Source organism: Oceanibium sediminis (assembly GCF_003265325.1).
In the GTDB taxonomy this organism is placed as follows: Bacteria; Pseudomonadota; Alphaproteobacteria; order Rhodobacterales; family Rhodobacteraceae; genus Halovulum; species Halovulum sediminis.
In genome coordinates this window covers 301,550-315,851 of record NZ_QGNX01000005.1, presented here as the reverse complement: position 1 = coordinate 315,851, position 14,302 = coordinate 301,550, and the positions used below count along the sequence as shown (strand labels likewise).

At 66.6% G+C, this 14,302-nt stretch carries 15 protein-coding genes; 5 read left to right on the top strand and 10 right to left on the bottom strand.

What is annotated here, in order from left to right:
• Window positions 1–2: 2 nt before the first annotated feature.
• Both secD and yajC read right to left on the bottom strand, forming a co-directional pair.
• Window positions 3–1,664, bottom strand: coding sequence for a protein translocase subunit SecD (secD, locus tag DJ029_RS14920; protein WP_112323266.1), 1,662 nt, complete (start codon window positions 1,662–1,664; stop codon window positions 3–5).
• A 9-nt stretch (window positions 1,665–1,673) separates the two neighbouring features.
• Window positions 1,674–2,012: a preprotein translocase subunit YajC gene (yajC, locus tag DJ029_RS14915; RefSeq protein ID WP_112323265.1), complete on the bottom strand. Its 339-nt coding sequence runs from the start codon at window positions 2,010–2,012 to the stop codon at window positions 1,674–1,676.
• Between the two features lie 272 nt (window positions 2,013–2,284).
• Here yajC and serS point away from each other — a divergent pair, with 272 nt between their 5' ends.
• The 4 genes from serS to DJ029_RS14895 all read left to right on the top strand — a co-directional run bounded on the left by serS (window position 2,285) and on the right by DJ029_RS14895 (window position 6,445).
• Entirely contained in the window at window positions 2,285–3,577 is a 1,293-nt protein-coding gene (serS, locus tag DJ029_RS14910) for a serine--tRNA ligase (protein ID WP_112323264.1), read from the top strand.
• Between the two features lie 125 nt (window positions 3,578–3,702).
• A complete protein-coding gene (gene surE / locus DJ029_RS14905) occupies window positions 3,703–4,491 on the top strand; it encodes a 5'/3'-nucleotidase SurE (RefSeq protein ID WP_112323263.1) in 789 nt (262 codons plus the stop codon).
• On the top strand, window positions 4,488–5,135 hold the full coding sequence (locus tag DJ029_RS14900; protein WP_112323262.1) for a protein-L-isoaspartate(D-aspartate) O-methyltransferase: 648 nt from the start codon (window positions 4,488–4,490) through the stop codon (window positions 5,133–5,135). The genes surE and DJ029_RS14900 overlap by 4 nt, the downstream gene beginning before the upstream one ends.
• An 80-nt stretch (window positions 5,136–5,215) precedes the next feature.
• A complete protein-coding gene (locus tag DJ029_RS14895; protein ID WP_112323261.1) occupies window positions 5,216–6,445 on the top strand; it encodes a M23 family metallopeptidase in 1,230 nt (409 codons plus the stop codon).
• Window positions 6,446–6,461: 16 nt separating this feature from the next.
• Here the strand turns inward: DJ029_RS14895 and DJ029_RS14890 are convergent, their stop codons facing one another.
• From DJ029_RS14890 to DJ029_RS14855, 8 genes are all read right to left on the bottom strand, one after another.
• Window positions 6,462–6,878 (bottom strand): hypothetical protein, encoded by a 417-nt coding sequence (locus DJ029_RS14890; protein WP_112323260.1) that lies wholly within the window; start codon window positions 6,876–6,878, stop codon window positions 6,462–6,464.
• A gap of 73 nt (window positions 6,879–6,951) precedes the next feature.
• Window positions 6,952–7,797, bottom strand: coding sequence for an ATP-binding protein (locus DJ029_RS14885; protein ID WP_112323259.1), 846 nt, complete (start codon window positions 7,795–7,797; stop codon window positions 6,952–6,954).
• Entirely contained in the window at window positions 7,794–8,720 is a 927-nt protein-coding gene (gene tatC / locus DJ029_RS14880) for a twin-arginine translocase subunit TatC (RefSeq protein ID WP_112323258.1), read from the bottom strand. Before tatC ends, DJ029_RS14885 begins: the two co-directional genes overlap by 4 nt.
• Window positions 8,721–9,119: a Sec-independent protein translocase protein TatB gene (tatB, locus tag DJ029_RS14875; protein WP_112323257.1), complete on the bottom strand. Its 399-nt coding sequence runs from the start codon at window positions 9,117–9,119 to the stop codon at window positions 8,721–8,723.
• Window positions 9,120–9,167: 48 nt separating this feature from the next.
• On the bottom strand, window positions 9,168–9,395 hold the full coding sequence (locus DJ029_RS14870; RefSeq protein ID WP_112323256.1) for a twin-arginine translocase TatA/TatE family subunit: 228 nt from the start codon (window positions 9,393–9,395) through the stop codon (window positions 9,168–9,170).
• Window positions 9,396–9,648: 253 nt separating this feature from the next.
• Complete coding sequence (locus tag DJ029_RS14865) at window positions 9,649–10,764, bottom strand: ABC transporter ATP-binding protein (RefSeq protein WP_232823092.1); 1,116 nt, start codon at window positions 10,762–10,764, stop codon at window positions 9,649–9,651.
• A gap of 109 nt (window positions 10,765–10,873) precedes the next feature.
• Window positions 10,874–11,656 carry an SDR family oxidoreductase gene (locus DJ029_RS14860; protein WP_112323255.1) on the bottom strand — a complete coding sequence of 261 codons (783 nt, stop codon included), beginning with the start codon at window positions 11,654–11,656 and terminating at the stop codon, window positions 10,874–10,876.
• Window positions 11,657–11,761: 105 nt separating this feature from the next.
• The gene (locus tag DJ029_RS14855; RefSeq protein WP_112323254.1) at window positions 11,762–12,277 is read right to left on the bottom strand and encodes a hypothetical protein; all 516 of its coding nucleotides are present in this window, start codon (window positions 12,275–12,277) and stop codon (window positions 11,762–11,764) included.
• 407 nt (window positions 12,278–12,684) lie between these two features.
• Here DJ029_RS14855 and DJ029_RS14850 point away from each other — a divergent pair, with 407 nt between their 5' ends.
• Window positions 12,685–14,292, top strand: coding sequence for a peptide chain release factor 3 (locus DJ029_RS14850; RefSeq protein ID WP_112323253.1), 1,608 nt, complete (start codon window positions 12,685–12,687; stop codon window positions 14,290–14,292).
• Window positions 14,293–14,302 lie beyond the last annotated feature (10 nt).

The window sequence follows — 14,302 nt, the reverse complement described above, 5'->3', positions numbered from 1 at the left end:
GATCAGACCTCGATCGTCTTGGGGCGCGTGCGCCCGTACCACCACGCGACCAGCATCCGGGTCACGAAGATTGCCGAGAAGACCGAGGTGACGATCCCGATCCCCAGCGTTACCGCGAAGCCGCGCACCGGGCCGGAGCCCATGGCGAACAGGATCACGGCGGTGATGAAGGTGGTGATGTTGGCATCGGTGATGGCCGACAACGCCTTCTCATAGCCCAGCTCGATCGCGCGCGCCGGCCCCTTGGATGTTCTCAGTTCCTCGCGGATCCGCTCGAACACCAGCACGTTGGCGTCCACCGCCATGCCGATGGTCAGCACGATCCCCGCGATGCCGGGCAGCGTCAGCGTTGCGCCCATGACCGACAGGATCGCGAACATCAGCGCGACGTTCAGGATCAGCGCGATATTGGCGAAAATGCCGAACAGCCCGTAGCTGAGCACCATGAACACCATCACCGCCACGAAGGCGACGATACAAGCGATGCGCCCGGCGTCGATGCTGTCCTGGCCCAGTTCCGGGCCGACGGTGCGCTGTTCCAGCACCTCGATTTCCGCCGGCAGCGCGCCCGCGCGCAGCAGGATCGCCAGGCGGGTCGATTCCTCGACGTTGAAGTTCCCGGTGATCTGGCCGCTGCCGCCGGTGATCGGCTCACGGATCTGGGGCGCGGTGATCACCTCGCCGTCCAGCACCGTGGCGAACAGGCGGCCGACGTTGTTGGTGGTGTACTCGCCGAACTTGCGCGCGCCCGAAGGATTGAAGCGGAAGGTGACCGAGGGGCGGCCGTTCTGGTCGAACGCGGGCTGCGCGTCCACAAGGTCCTCGCCCGACACGATGGGGCGGCGGCCCAGGACGTAATAGATGCCCTGTTCATCCATCGAGGGTAGCACGATCGCGCCCGGCGCGACCTCGTTCGCGGAGCTGACTCGGCGCTCCACCTCGTGGAAGGTCAGCTTCGCGGTCTGCCCGATGATCGCCATCAGCTCCTCGGCGGAGCCGATGCCGGGCACCTGGATCAGGATCCGGTCGGTGCCCTGGCGCTGGATGGTGGGTTCGCGGGTGCCGGTTTCGTCCACGCGGCGGCGAATGATTTCAAGGCTCTGCTGCATGGTGCGATTATCGGTGGCGGTCTTTTCCGCATCCGACATCACCACGACCAGTTCGTCGCCCTCGGCGCGCACATCGTAGTTGCGGCTGGTCACGCCGGTCAGCGAGACGACGGGCTGCGTCAGCCCCTGTGCCGCCTCAAGGGCGGCTTGCATCGCCTCGGGGTTGCCGATGCGCACGCGCAGCTCGGTCGGGTCCCGCTCCACCCGGCGGATGGTGCCCACCGTATCGCGCCGCTCGCGCAGCGCGTCGCGGAGGTCGGGCCACAGCCCTTCCAGACGCTCGGCGTAGACGTCCTCGACCCGCACCTCGACCAGCAGGTGCGCACCGCCCCGCAGGTCGAGGCCAAGGTTCACAAGCCCCGAGGGCGCCCAGGACGGCCATCCTGCGACGGCCGCCTCTTCCTCGGGGGTCAGCAGCTGCCCCTGCTCCAGCAGGATCCGGGCGTCGTTGGCCTGCTCAACTCGGTTGTAAAAGCCATTGGGAAGGGTGAAGACGATGCCTGCCAGGCAGACAAGCGAGATCATCACCGACTTCCATGCCGGAAACTGGAGCATGCTGCGCCCTTATTTCTTGTCCGCTTCCGCGGGTTCCGTCTTGTTCATCACCTGCGCGATGGTCGCGCGGACAACACGCACCTTGACGTCGGGGGCCAGCTCGACCTCGACCTCGTTGGCGTCGTCCTTGACCTTGGTGACCTTGCCGATCAGCCCGCCCTGGGTGACGACCTGGTCGCCACGGCGCAATGCGGCGACCATGGCGGCATGCTGCTTCATCTTCTTCTGCTGCGGGCGGATCATCAGGAAGTACATGATCCCGAAGATCAGGATGATGGGAATGAAACCGGCAAGCCCGGCTCCGGCGCCACCACCGGCGGCCTGGGCATATGCGGGGGATGCAAACATGCTATGGTCCTTTGACTGTGCGGACCGTTGCACCGGCCCCTTTTGCGAAAACGCGCGAACCCTACGGGCCCGCCCCTGCCTTGGCAAGGTTGGGTGTACCTATGCGCCCTGAGGGGTGAGGTAAAGCAGCAGCCGCGAATTTTCCTGTTTCCCGCCCGCCCGTTCACGCACCGGCCCCCGCCAGAGGCACCCCCGCCTGGTCACCGCTTTTTTACCGTCTCGGAATATGTCATAGAGCCGCCAGTTGAATCAGCCCCGAAGGCACGCGTCCCATGCATGACATCCGCTTCATCCGCGAAAACCCCGAGGCGTTCGACGCCGCCCTCGCCCGCCGGGGCGAGGAAGGCTGGGCCGCGGACATCCTCGCCATCGACACCCACCGCCGCGAGGCGATCCAGCGGGCCGAGGCCGCGCAGGCCGAGCGCAACCGCGCCTCTAAGGAAATCGGCGCCGCCAAGGCCCGCGGCGACGACGCCGAGTTCGAGCGCCTGCGTCAGTTGATGGCCGACAAGAAGCAGGAACAGGCCGAGCTTGAGGAAAAGGCCCGGATCGAGCAGGAACAGCTCGACCAGGTGCTGCTGACCCTGCCCAACATCCCGCTCGACGAAGTACCCGACGGCAAGGACGAGGATGACAACGTCGAGCTGAAGCGCTGGGGTACGCCGCGCGACTTCGATTTCGACCCCAAGGAACATTTCGACGTGGCGGGCGCGGCCGAAGGACTGGACTTCCAGACCGCGGCCAAGATTTCCGGAAGCCGTTTCGTCATGCTCAAGGGCGCCATGACCCGGGTGCACCGCGCGCTGGCGCAGTTCATGCTCGACACCCATATCGACAAGAATGGGCTGACCGAAACCTGGGTCCCCGTGCTGGTGCGCGAGGATGCGATGCTCGGCACCGACAAGCTGCCGAAGTTCGGGGACGACAGCTACCAGACGACCAACGGCTGGTGGCTTGTGCCCACGTCCGAGGTGCCGCTGACCTACTCGGTCGCGGGCGAAATCCTGTCCGCCGACCAGCTGCCGATCCGCATGACCGCGCACACCCAGTGCTTCCGCTCGGAAGCGGGCAGTGCCGGGAAGGACACCACCGGCATGCTGCGCCAGCACCAGTTCGAAAAGGTGGAGATGGTCTCCATCACCCGACCCGAGGACAGCCGCGCGGAACTCGACCGCATGACCGCCTGCGCCGAAGGCATCCTCGAGGCGCTGAACCTGCCCTATCGCACCATCGTGCTCTGCACCGGGGACATGGGATTCGGCGCCGAGCGCACCCACGATATCGAGGTGTGGCTGCCCGGTCAGAACACCTACCGCGAAATCAGTTCCTGCTCGACCACCGGCGCCTTCCAGGCGCGCCGCATGAACGCCCGCTTCCGCCCCACGGCCGAGGCGAAGCCGGAATTCGTGCACACGCTGAACGGCTCGGGCCTGGCTGTCGGGCGCTGCCTGATTGCGGTGATCGAGAATGGCCAGCAGGCGGACGGCTCCATCGACCTGCCGGAGGTCCTGCACCCCTACCTCGGCGGCAAGACCCGCGTCACCGCCGAGGGCGTCCTAGTCTGACCCCTCGCCCTCAAGCCCCCGTGTTGCGCGGCATCCGCGCAACACAAGGACCACTTTCGCAACAGTCGCTGGACGCAGATTCAGACCCGCCCTAGTAATTGTCCGGTACAGGCAAGGGCAGGACTATGCGAATTCTCATCACCAATGACGACGGTATCAACGCGCCCGGCCTCAAGGTCGCCGAGGCGCTCGCCGCCGATCTTGCAGGGCCGGACGGCGAAATCTGGGTCGTCGCCCCGGCCATGGAACAATCGGCCGTAAGCCACTGCGTGTCCTACATCCGCCCCATGCGCATGGAGCAGTGGGAAAAGCGCCGCTTCATCGTCGAAGGCTCCCCCGCGGACTGCATCCTCGCCGCGCTTGGCGATATCATGACCGATACGCCCCCCGACCTGGTGCTGTCCGGCGTGAACCGGGGCCATAACGTGGCCGAGGACGTGATCTACTCCGGCACCGTCGCGGGCGCGATGGAAGCCGCGCTGCACGGCATCAAGTCCATCGCCCTCTCGCAGTATTACGGCCCCGGCAACATCCGTCTGGACGACACGTTCGAGGCGGCCCGCGCCAACGCGCTGCCGATCTGCCGCAAGCTGATCGAAAGCGCGATCTGGCACGACGAGACGTACGAGGTTTTCTACAACCTCAACTTCCCCGCCTGCCCCGCGGCAGAGGTGAAGGGCATCAAGACCACCCACCAGGGCAAGCGCCCCGAACCGCCGTTCCGCGTGCAGGCCCAGCCCGCGCCGAACGGGCGCAAGTACTACTGGCTGACCCATGGCGGCGTCGGCAACGCCGGGGCGGAACAAGGCACCGACGCACGCGAAACCCAGGACGGCTACGTCACGGTCACCCCGCTTCGCGCGGAAATGACCGCCAACGCGGCCCTGCCCAGATTGACGGAGCTGTTTGGATGAACATCGACACCGAAGCCCAGGCACGGATGCAGTTCGTCCTGGCCTTGCGTGCGCGCGGCGTCACCGATCACGCGGTGCTGACGGCGATGGAGGCAACGCCGCGCGACCGCTTCCTCGACGGTGTGTTCAAGGCCCGCGCGTGGGAAGACGTGGCCCTACCCATCGGCGGCGGGCAGACCATCTCCCAGCCCTCGGTCGTCGGGCTGATGACCCAGGCGCTGGAGGTGAACAAACGCTGCAAGGTGCTGGAGATCGGCACCGGCTCCGGCTACCAGGCGGCCGTGCTGTCCCACCTCGCGCGGCGCGTCTACACGACGGAGCGCCATCGCCACCTGGCCCGCAGCGCCGAGGCGGTGCTGCGCAGCCTTGATCGCGCGAACGTCACGGTGATGCCCGTGGACGGGGCCTATGGCCTGCCCGAGCAATCCCCGTTCGACCGAATCTTGCTGACCGCCGCGGCCGAGGATCCGCCCGCGCCGCTGCTCGCACAGCTCAGCGTCGGGGGCATCATGGTGCTGCCCGTGGGACAATCGGACTCTGTGCAAACCCTGCTGAAAGTGGTAAAAACGGAAGCAGGACTGGATTACGAGGCCATGGGCGAAGTGCGTTTCGTCCCCCTTATCGAGGGGATGGCCGAAGATTGATCCGTCCCGACTGAGGATTCGGGCAAGACCTTCCACGAAAAGGGGGGCGCGCCCCGGCAGAGCATGGACAGGCGGTTCAAATGACGCAACGATTCCGATTTCACGCGCGCCCGGCGCTTGCCGTGGCCCTTGCGCTGAGCCTTTCGGCCTGCGGCGACGGCCCCGGCCCCCTTTCCGCGATGTTCGGCGGCGACAAACCCGCCGAGGGCGCCGCCCCGACATTGCCCCGCCCCCAGCCCGACAGCCGCGGCGTCATCACCTATGCCACCAGCCAGGTGATCCTGGCGCGACGCGGCGACAGCCTGCAATCCATGGGCGAACGCGTCGGGCTGAGCGGCGATGAAATCGCCGTGCACAACGGCGTCCCCCTGACCTATACCCCCCGCTCGGGCGAGGTTTTCGCCCTGCCCCGCGATGTCGGCGGCACCCCGGTCACCGCGTCCTCTCTATTTGGCGAGACCAGTTCGGGCGGCATCGCCACCAGTGGCCTGTCCACCGGAGCGATCACCACGGGTGCAATCGAAACCGCCCCGCGCGGCACCGCGGTCAACCCGTTCCAGAACGGCCAGCCCGACAAGGTGATCGACCCGATCCGTCACCGCGTCGAGGCGGGCGAAACCGCCTTCTCCATCGCGCGGCTCTATGGCGTGTCGGTCACGGCCCTTGCGTCCTGGAACGGCCTTGACGGGAACATGACGGTTCGCCAGAATCAGGAACTGCTCATCCCGGTGATCAACGGCGCGAACAGCCTGCCCCGCACCGCCGCCGCCAACGCGCCCGGCACGACGACCGACATCACCCCGCCGCCAAGCGCCTCGGCGCCGCTGCCCGCGAACCAGGACCTGAGCCCCGTCGCGGTGCCCGCCTCGCCCAACCTGGGCGCGGAGCGGACCGCCGCCTCCGCCCCCAAGCCGGAACCTGCGCCCACGCCCGCCCCGGTGGCCTCGCAACTGGCGCGGCCGGTCGCGGGCGCAAGCGTGCTGAACCCCTACAAGCCGGGCGTGAAGAACGGGAACGAGGGCATCGACTTCGCCGCCGCCGCGGGCACCCCCGTCGTCGCCGCCGAAGCGGGGGAGATCGCGCTGATCTCCAAGTCGCTGGGCGGGCTCGGCACGATCGTGCTGGTACGCCACGCCGGAAACCTGATGACCGTCTATGGCCGGATCACCGATGTCAGCCTGCAAAAGGGCGACCGGGTCAGCCGGGGGCAAAAGCTTGGTGTGATCGCCGAGGGCAAGACCCCGAACCTGCACTTCGAAGTCCGCCAGGGCACGACGGCGGTGGACCCCGGCCCCTACCTGAACCTCTGAAGCGCAGGGCCGCGCGCTAAGCGGCGCGCCCCTGCTCGGCCCCAGCGAAGTGATGCGCAGCGCGCCGCTTCGCCCCATGGGAGCGCCGATTCGCTAGAGCGACGCCCAGGATCGCCACGCATGCCAGCGCGTTGACCAGGAAGACCACCGCCATCAGGATGTCATGCGCACAGGCCAGCGCATAGCCGATGCTCGTCAGGTGCGACGCAAGGAACAGGCTCCAGGTGGTGCAGGAAATCGCGCTGGCCCCGTTCTCGTCCCGCGCCGCCTTCTGGAATTGCGAAACATAAGCAAGAATCTTCAGCGAACTGAACAGCGCGTAAAGCGACAGGGCCGCGTCCGTCATCCAGGCGCCGCTATCCGTGAAATACGCCGCCAACGCCTGCTCGTAATGGCCGATACCGGCCTGAAGGTTCATGAGATAATCGTACATGAAAACTGGTCCTCAATTGACTGGGACCACTCTAGGCGAACACCACGGGCGCGGATGTTCCCCGAGAAACACTTCAGAGACTGATCGAAACGCCCCGTCGGCCGGCAAGATCGGTGACATACTGCCAGGCCACCCGCCCCGAGCGGCTGCCCCGCGTCTGCTGCCATTCGATCGCCTCGGCGCGCATCGTCGCGTCGTCGATGGCGATCCCCAGCGCGTCGCAATAGCCCCGGATCATCGCCAGGAACTGGTCCTGGTCGCAGGCGTGAAAGCCCAGCCATAGCCCGAAACGGTCGGAAAGCGAGACCTTCTCCTCCACCGCCTCGGCGGGGTTGATGGCGGAGCCGCGCTCATTCTCGATCATGTCACGGGGCATAAGGTGGCGGCGGTTCGAGGTGGCGTAAAGGATCACGTTGTCCGGGCGCCCCTCCACCCCGCCGTCCAGCACCGCCTTCAGCGACTTGTAGTGGCTGTCGTCGTGATCGAAGCTCAGGTCGTCGCAGAACAGGATGAACCGGCCCTCGGCGCCGCGCAGCACGTTCAACAGCCGCCCGATGCTCGGGATATCCTCGCGCTGGATCTCCACCAGCTTCAGGCCCGGATGCTCGGCGCAGACAGCCGCATGGGCCGCCTTCACGAGCGAGGATTTACCCATTCCCCGCGCGCCCCAGAGCAGCACGTTGTTCGCCGCAAAGCCGGCGGCGAACTGGCGCGTGTTGGACAGCAGCGTGTCACGTGAGCGGTCCTGCCCGACCAGCAGCTCAATCGGGATGCGGTTGACCGCGTGAACCGGCGTCAGACGGTCCGGCTCGGTGTGCCACACGAAGGCCTCCGCCGCGGAAAGCGCAGGCAAGGGCGCAGGCGGCGGGCTGACCCGCTCAAGCGCCTCGGCGATACGTTCCAGCAAGGCCTCGCTCATGGGGCCTTGTCCGCGTCTTCCGCGGGCGCATCGGCCTCAGTGTCGACGCCGCCTTCATCATCCTCGTCGTCGTAATACCCTTCGGCGCGCAGCCGCTCCTCGCGCTTTTTCTCGATCACCGCTACCAGCTGGATGGAGATCTCGTAGAGCGCGTAGACAACCGTGAACAGGATGATCTGGGTGATCACATCGGGCGGCGTCACGATCGCGGCCAGCGCAAGAATGCCGACCACCGCGTACTTTCGCGTGCCCCGCAAGCCATCGGCGGACACCAGCCCCGCCTTGCCCATCAGCGACAACAGCACCGGCAACTGGAAACACAGCCCGAAAGCTACGATCAGCTTCAGCGTGATGTCCAGCGTCTCGTTCACCTTGCCGAAAAAGACGATCTCCACGCTGTCGCTCACGACCGGGCCGTCCACCAGTTCGACAGCCTGCGGATCGCTCAGAATGCGCGACAGGACCGAAGCCGCATCCGCAAAGCCAAGGAAGAAAGTCATCGCCAGCGGCGTGACGACGAAATGCGCGAAGCAGCCCCCCAGGATGAACAGCAGCGGAGAGGCGACCAGGAACGGCAGAAAGGCGTTCTTCTCCTCGCGGTACAGGCCCGGGGCCACGAACCGCCACATCTGGTGCGCGATCACCGGAAAGCTCAGGCCCAGCCCGAATACCATGGAAATGCGGATCAGCGTGAAGAAATACTCCTGCGGCGCGGTGTATTGCATCTGCGGGTTCGGGTTGCCGAGGTCCCGCATGACATCCTCGATCGGCACCAGCAGCACGTCCAGGATACCCTGCGCGAAGGTAAAACAGACCACCATCGCCACCAGGAAGGCCACGACCGAGCGGATCAGCCGGGTGCGCAACTCGGCCAGGTGCTCGATCAACGGAGCCGCCGTATCCTCAATCTCAGATTTTGCCATTCAGCTCTCGGCCGCCTTGTCCGCCTTGGGCGCAGGCTCCGCCTTCTTGGGGGGAGTGGTCGATTTCTCGACTGCGGCGGCGGTATCGGTCAGATCCCCGGCGGCCGCCTCCACATCGCCAAGACCGGCGGTGTCCTTCGCGAAATTCCTTGCATAATTCTTTGCCGAGCCGACGGGGTTCGTCACGCCCTGGATCTTGTTCAGCCCTTCCACGGCTTCCTTGACCCCGGCCTCGTCCGCCGCCTGCTCCATGGAGCGCTGGAACTCCCGCGCCATGCCGCGCATCCGGCCCATGAACTGGCCGGCGGTCCGGAACATGCCGGGCAGATCCTTGGGACCGACGACGATCAACGCCACGATCCCGATCACGATCAACTCAAGCCAGCCGATATCGAACATGCCCCGCCCCTCTCAGGTCGCCCCATCCAGGTTGGACGCAAAAGCGCCTCAGACCTTGTCGCGCTCGCCCTCGGGCGTCACGTCACGCGCGGCAGTGGCGCTGTCGTCCTTGCCGGCATCCTCGATTTCCTTGCTGCCCTCGTTCAGGCCCTTCTTGAAGCTGGTGATCCCCTTGCCGACTTCACCCATAAGCGAGCTGATCTTGCCCCGGCCGAACAGAACCAGAACCACGACCGCAATCAGCAGCAGCCCCGGCAGGCCAATGTTATTGAGCATGAGACTTCTCCTCCACTAGCGGCGCCACGACGCGCCCGCATCAGACTTTATGTATTGCGCCACCGGTCCGGGATAAACCCCCAAACGCGGGACGTGCCGCTAATTTTACCGCAAGCGGTGCCAAAACCGCGCCCCCCTCTCCAAAGTCCCCAAGTATCCCGGGGTTTGGGGCAGCGCCCCAACCGCCCGAAGGGCTCATGGGAATGCGCGCGCCAGCGCGCTCCGCCGGATCACCCCGAAACCGGGCCGGACGTCAGTTCAGGAACGGATCCTGCACCCGGCTCTGGGTCTTGCAGGGAAAGACGAAACAGCGGTCGCGGCGCAGGCTCAGCCACAGCTTCGTGCCGACTTTCGGCAAGAAGACGCCAGGGATCGTCGCCTTCAGGATCGAGCCGTCATGCTCCATGCGCATTTCCAGCAGGCTCTCGTGCCCCATGAACCGCGCCCGCGCCACGGCGCCCCGCGCCGGAACCCCGTCCGAGGGGGTCGGCAAGGGTCCGCTGCCCTGGCGGTCGAAATCCATCTTCAGGTGCTGGGGGCGAATGATGATCTCCACGTCCACGTCGTCGCGCATGTTGGGGCAGAAGAACTTCCCAAAGGGCGTTTCCGTCTGGAAATCCTTAACAACGCCGTGCAGAACATTGATATCGCTGAAAAACGCCGCCGCCGCCGCATCCACCGGATTGTTGTAGATGTTGTAGGGCGCGCCGCGCTGCACGATCCGCCCCGCGCGCATCAGCGCGATCTGGTCGGCCATGCGCATCGCCTCTTCCGGCTCGTGGGTGACCAGCAGGACGGCGGCACCCTCTTCCTTCAGGATGGCCAGCGTGTCGTCGCGAATGCCGTCGCGCAGCCGGTTGTCCAGCCCCGAGAAGGGCTCGTCCATCAGCATCACCTTGGGCCGCGGTGCAAGCGCGCGGGCCAGCGCGACGCGCTGCTGCTCACCGCCCGACAGCTGGTGGGGGTACTTCCCCGCCTTGTCGCCAAGCCCGACGCGCGCCAGCAGGTCCGCCACCCGCGCCTCCGGGGCGGGCCCGGCGCCGAAGGCTACGTTCTGCGCCGCCGTCAGGTGCGGGAACAGCGCGAAATCTTGGAACATCATGCCGATGCCCCGCTTTTCGGGGGCAAGATGCACGCCCGGCCCCTCGACCAGGCGCCCGTCGATGCGGATGGAACCGCCGCTCGCCCGTTCGACCCCGGCCGCAAGGCGCAGCGTCGTCGACTTGCCGCAGCCCGAGGGCCCCAGCAGGCAGGTCACCTGCCCCGGCATCAGGTGAAGCGAAACGCCATCCACGACCGGAATGCCGTCAAAGCGGCACGAAAGATCATCGATTTGCAGGCGCGGGGCCAGGTTCTGGGCGTGTTCCAAGGAAACATCCGATGGTTTTGCTCGGGTATTGCGGACTTAACAATCCCGAAGCCGCCCCGCAACCCTGATCGCGCGGGACGGGGCAAAAGGGGCGGGGATCAAGGGCTTGTCAGATCGTGGCGTTCGTCGCCCCGCCGTCCAGCAGGATGTTCTGGCCGACGATGAAACCCGCATGGGTCGAGGCGAGGAACGCGCAGGCCGCGCCGAACTCGTCGATCGTGCCATAGCGGCGCGCGGGGATCTTCTCCTCCCGGCGGCTGCGGGCGTCGTGGATCGAGATACCCTGCGCGCTGCTGTCCGCCTCGTCCAGGCTCTGGGCGCGGGCGGTGGCGTGGATCCCCGGCAGCAGGTTGTTGATCGTCACCCCGTGCTCGGCCACCTGGCGCGAGGTTCCCGCGACATAGCCGGTCAGACCAGCGCGGGCGCTGTTGGATAGGCCCAGTTGCGGGATCGGCGCCTTCACCGACTGGCTGGTGATGTTGATGACGCGGCCCCAGCGCTGCGCGATCATGCCCGGCAGAACCGCCTTCATCAGGCTGATCGGCGTCAGCATGTTCGCGTCCAGCGCCTTGATGAAGTCCTCGCGCTCCCAGTCCGACCACAGGCCCGGGGGCGGCCCGCCGGCGTTGTTCACCAGGATGTCGACCTGCCCGCCCACCGCATCCAGCAGTGCCGCGCGGGACCGGGGCTCCGTTATGTCGCCCGCCACGGTGGTGACCGACACCCCGAAGCCCGCGCGGATCTCCTCCGCCGCCGCTTCGAGCGCGTCCGCGCCCCGCGCGTTCATCACCAGGTCGACACCCGCCCCGGCCAGCGCCCGTGCACACCCCAGCCCCAGCCCCTTGGAGGAGGCGCAAACAATGGCCGTCCGGCCGGCGATCCCAAGATCCATCAGATACTCCACTCTTCGATTGGCGCGACAGGCGCGGCGTCACCGGGAAGGGACCTTGCCAGGGGGCGACTGTCAAGTCGCGCCGGTCCCTCAGTGCCTGTCAGCTCAGCCGAGCCCCGCCCGGCGGGCCCGCGCGCGGGCCTTCGCCTCGAACACCAGGTCGCGTTCCTGCCAGCGATAATCCGGGTCCGCGCCCGTGGGCACGAAGGTCAGCACACCGCCCTTGCGCCAGGGATCCAGGACGATCCCCTGCCACATCGTCGCGCCACGGGCGCTGATGATCACGGTCGAGTGCTCGATACGAAACGGGTTGTCCGCATTCGCGATCGCCCGGTGCAGGGCCAGGCTGTCGAAACCTTCCGCCGCCAGCGCCGATTCCATGTCGTCCGCCCAGTGCCAGCACAGCCCCCGCGGGCGCAGGCCGAGGTTCACCTTCGTGTTGTGGATCAGCGGCGGATCGGTGATCTGGTAGGCCACCGCCAGGCTCGAGGTGGTGTGAAAGGCGACATTCGCCGCCCGCGCGGCCTCGCCCCCGTCGATGACCGGGTCCAGCGCCGCGATATCCTTGGACAGCGCCGCGATCCGCCCCGGTTCCGGCGGCGTGCCCGGTGGCGGAGGCATGGTGCAGGCCGCGAGACTCGCGGCCCCAAGGCAGAGGAACTGTCGTCGGATCAAGGCGCACCTCCCGGGTTGGTTCAGGGACAGCAGCAGAGGTAGCCCGCCAAACCCGGCCTGTCGAGGCGGTGGGGCTGACGCCCCTTGATTCCGCGCATGGAGCAGGAAGGGCAGGCATACCGGGAGATAAGCCGGGCATCACCGGCGCGCGCGGTGGCGATCCGACGCCGGGTCAACGCAGTTTATCCCCGTCCTCCCGAAAAACGCCCACCTCCGCACCCAACCTCACCCAATCGCCAGCGCGAGGGGGCGCGCCGGCGATGCGCGGCGGGGCTGACGCCCCTTGATTCCGCGCACGCAAAGCCCGAACGTCCGCCCTTCCCCTTCCCGCGCTGCATCGCTATATCGCGCCCATGCTTGACCGTACCCACAACGCCGCCCCCCTGCCCCCGGAGATTGCCCGGAGGAGGACCTTTGCCATCATCTCGCACCCGGATGCGGGCAAGACCACGCTGACAGAGAAGTTCCTGCTTTACGGTGGCGCGATCCAGATGGCCGGGCAGGTCCGCGCCAAGGGCGAGGCGCGCCGCTCCCGCTCGGACTTCATGCAGATGGAAAAGGACCGGGGGATCTCGGTCTCCGCCTCGGCCATGAGCTTCGAGTTCCGCGACTACTGGTTCAACCTGGTCGACACGCCGGGCCACTCGGACTTCTCCGAGGACACCTACCGCACCCTGACGGCGGTGGACGCCGCGATCATGGTGATCGACGGCGCTAAAGGCGTGGAAAGCCAGACCCAGAAACTGTTCGAGGTCTGCCGCCTGCGTGACCTGCCGATCCTGACCTTCTGCAACAAGATGGACCGTGAAAGCCGCGAGGTGTTCGAGATCATCGACGAGATCCAGGAAAACCTGGCGATCGACGTGACCCCGGCAAGCTGGCCCATCGGCATGGGGCGCGAGTTCCTCGGGGCCTACGACCTGCTGAACGACCGGCTGGAACTGATGGACCGGTCGGATCGCAACAAGAAGGCCGAGAGTATCAAGATCAACGGCCTCGACGATCCGGAGATCGAGAAACACGTCCCCGCCCACCTGCTCGAACAGCTGCGCGAAGAGGTGGAGATGGCCCGCGAGCTGCTGCCCGAATTCGACCGCCAGGCGTTCCTTGACGGCACGCTGACGCCGATCTGGTTCGGCTCGGCGATCAACTCCTTTGGGGTGCAGGAACTGATGAACGGCATCGGCGATTTCGGCCCCGCGCCGCAGGTGCGCCCCGCCGACAAGCGCCAGGTTTCCCCCGACGAGGCCAAGGTCAGCGGCTTCGTCTTCAAGGTGCAGGCCAACATGGACCCCAAGCACCGCGACCGCGTGGCTTTCGTGCGGCTCTGCTCCGGGCATTTCAAGCGCGGCATGAAGCTGACCCACGTTCGCGCGGGCAAGCCGATGGCGATCTCCAACCCGGTGCTGTTCCTCGCCAACGAACGCGAACTGGCCGAGGACGCCTGGGCCGGCGATATCATCGGCATCCCGAACCACGGCCAGCTCAGGATCGGCGACGCGCTGACCGAGGGCGAGTCGATCCGCTTCGCCGGCATCCCCAGCTTCGCCCCCGAACTGCTGCAATCGGTGCGCGCCACCGACCCGATGAAGGCCAAGCACCTGGAAAAGGCGCTGACCCAGTTCGCCGAGGAAGGCGCGAGCAAGCTGTTCAAGCCCGTCATCGGCTCGGGCTGGATCGTGGGCGTCGTCGGCCAGCTTCAGTTCGAGGTGCTCGCCAGCCGGATCGAGCTGGAATACGGCATTCCCGTGCGCTTCGAGCCGACGCAATACACCTCCGCGCGCTGGGTCTCCGGCCCGCAGGACAAGGTGGATGCCTTCGTCAAGGCGAACAAGGGCCAGCTGGCCAACGACCATGACGGCGACCCGGTCTACATGACCCGCCTGCAATGGGATATCGACCGCGTGGAACGGGATTACCCCGACATCAAGCTGACCGCGACGAAGGAAATGATGGTGTGAGCGACCCGCT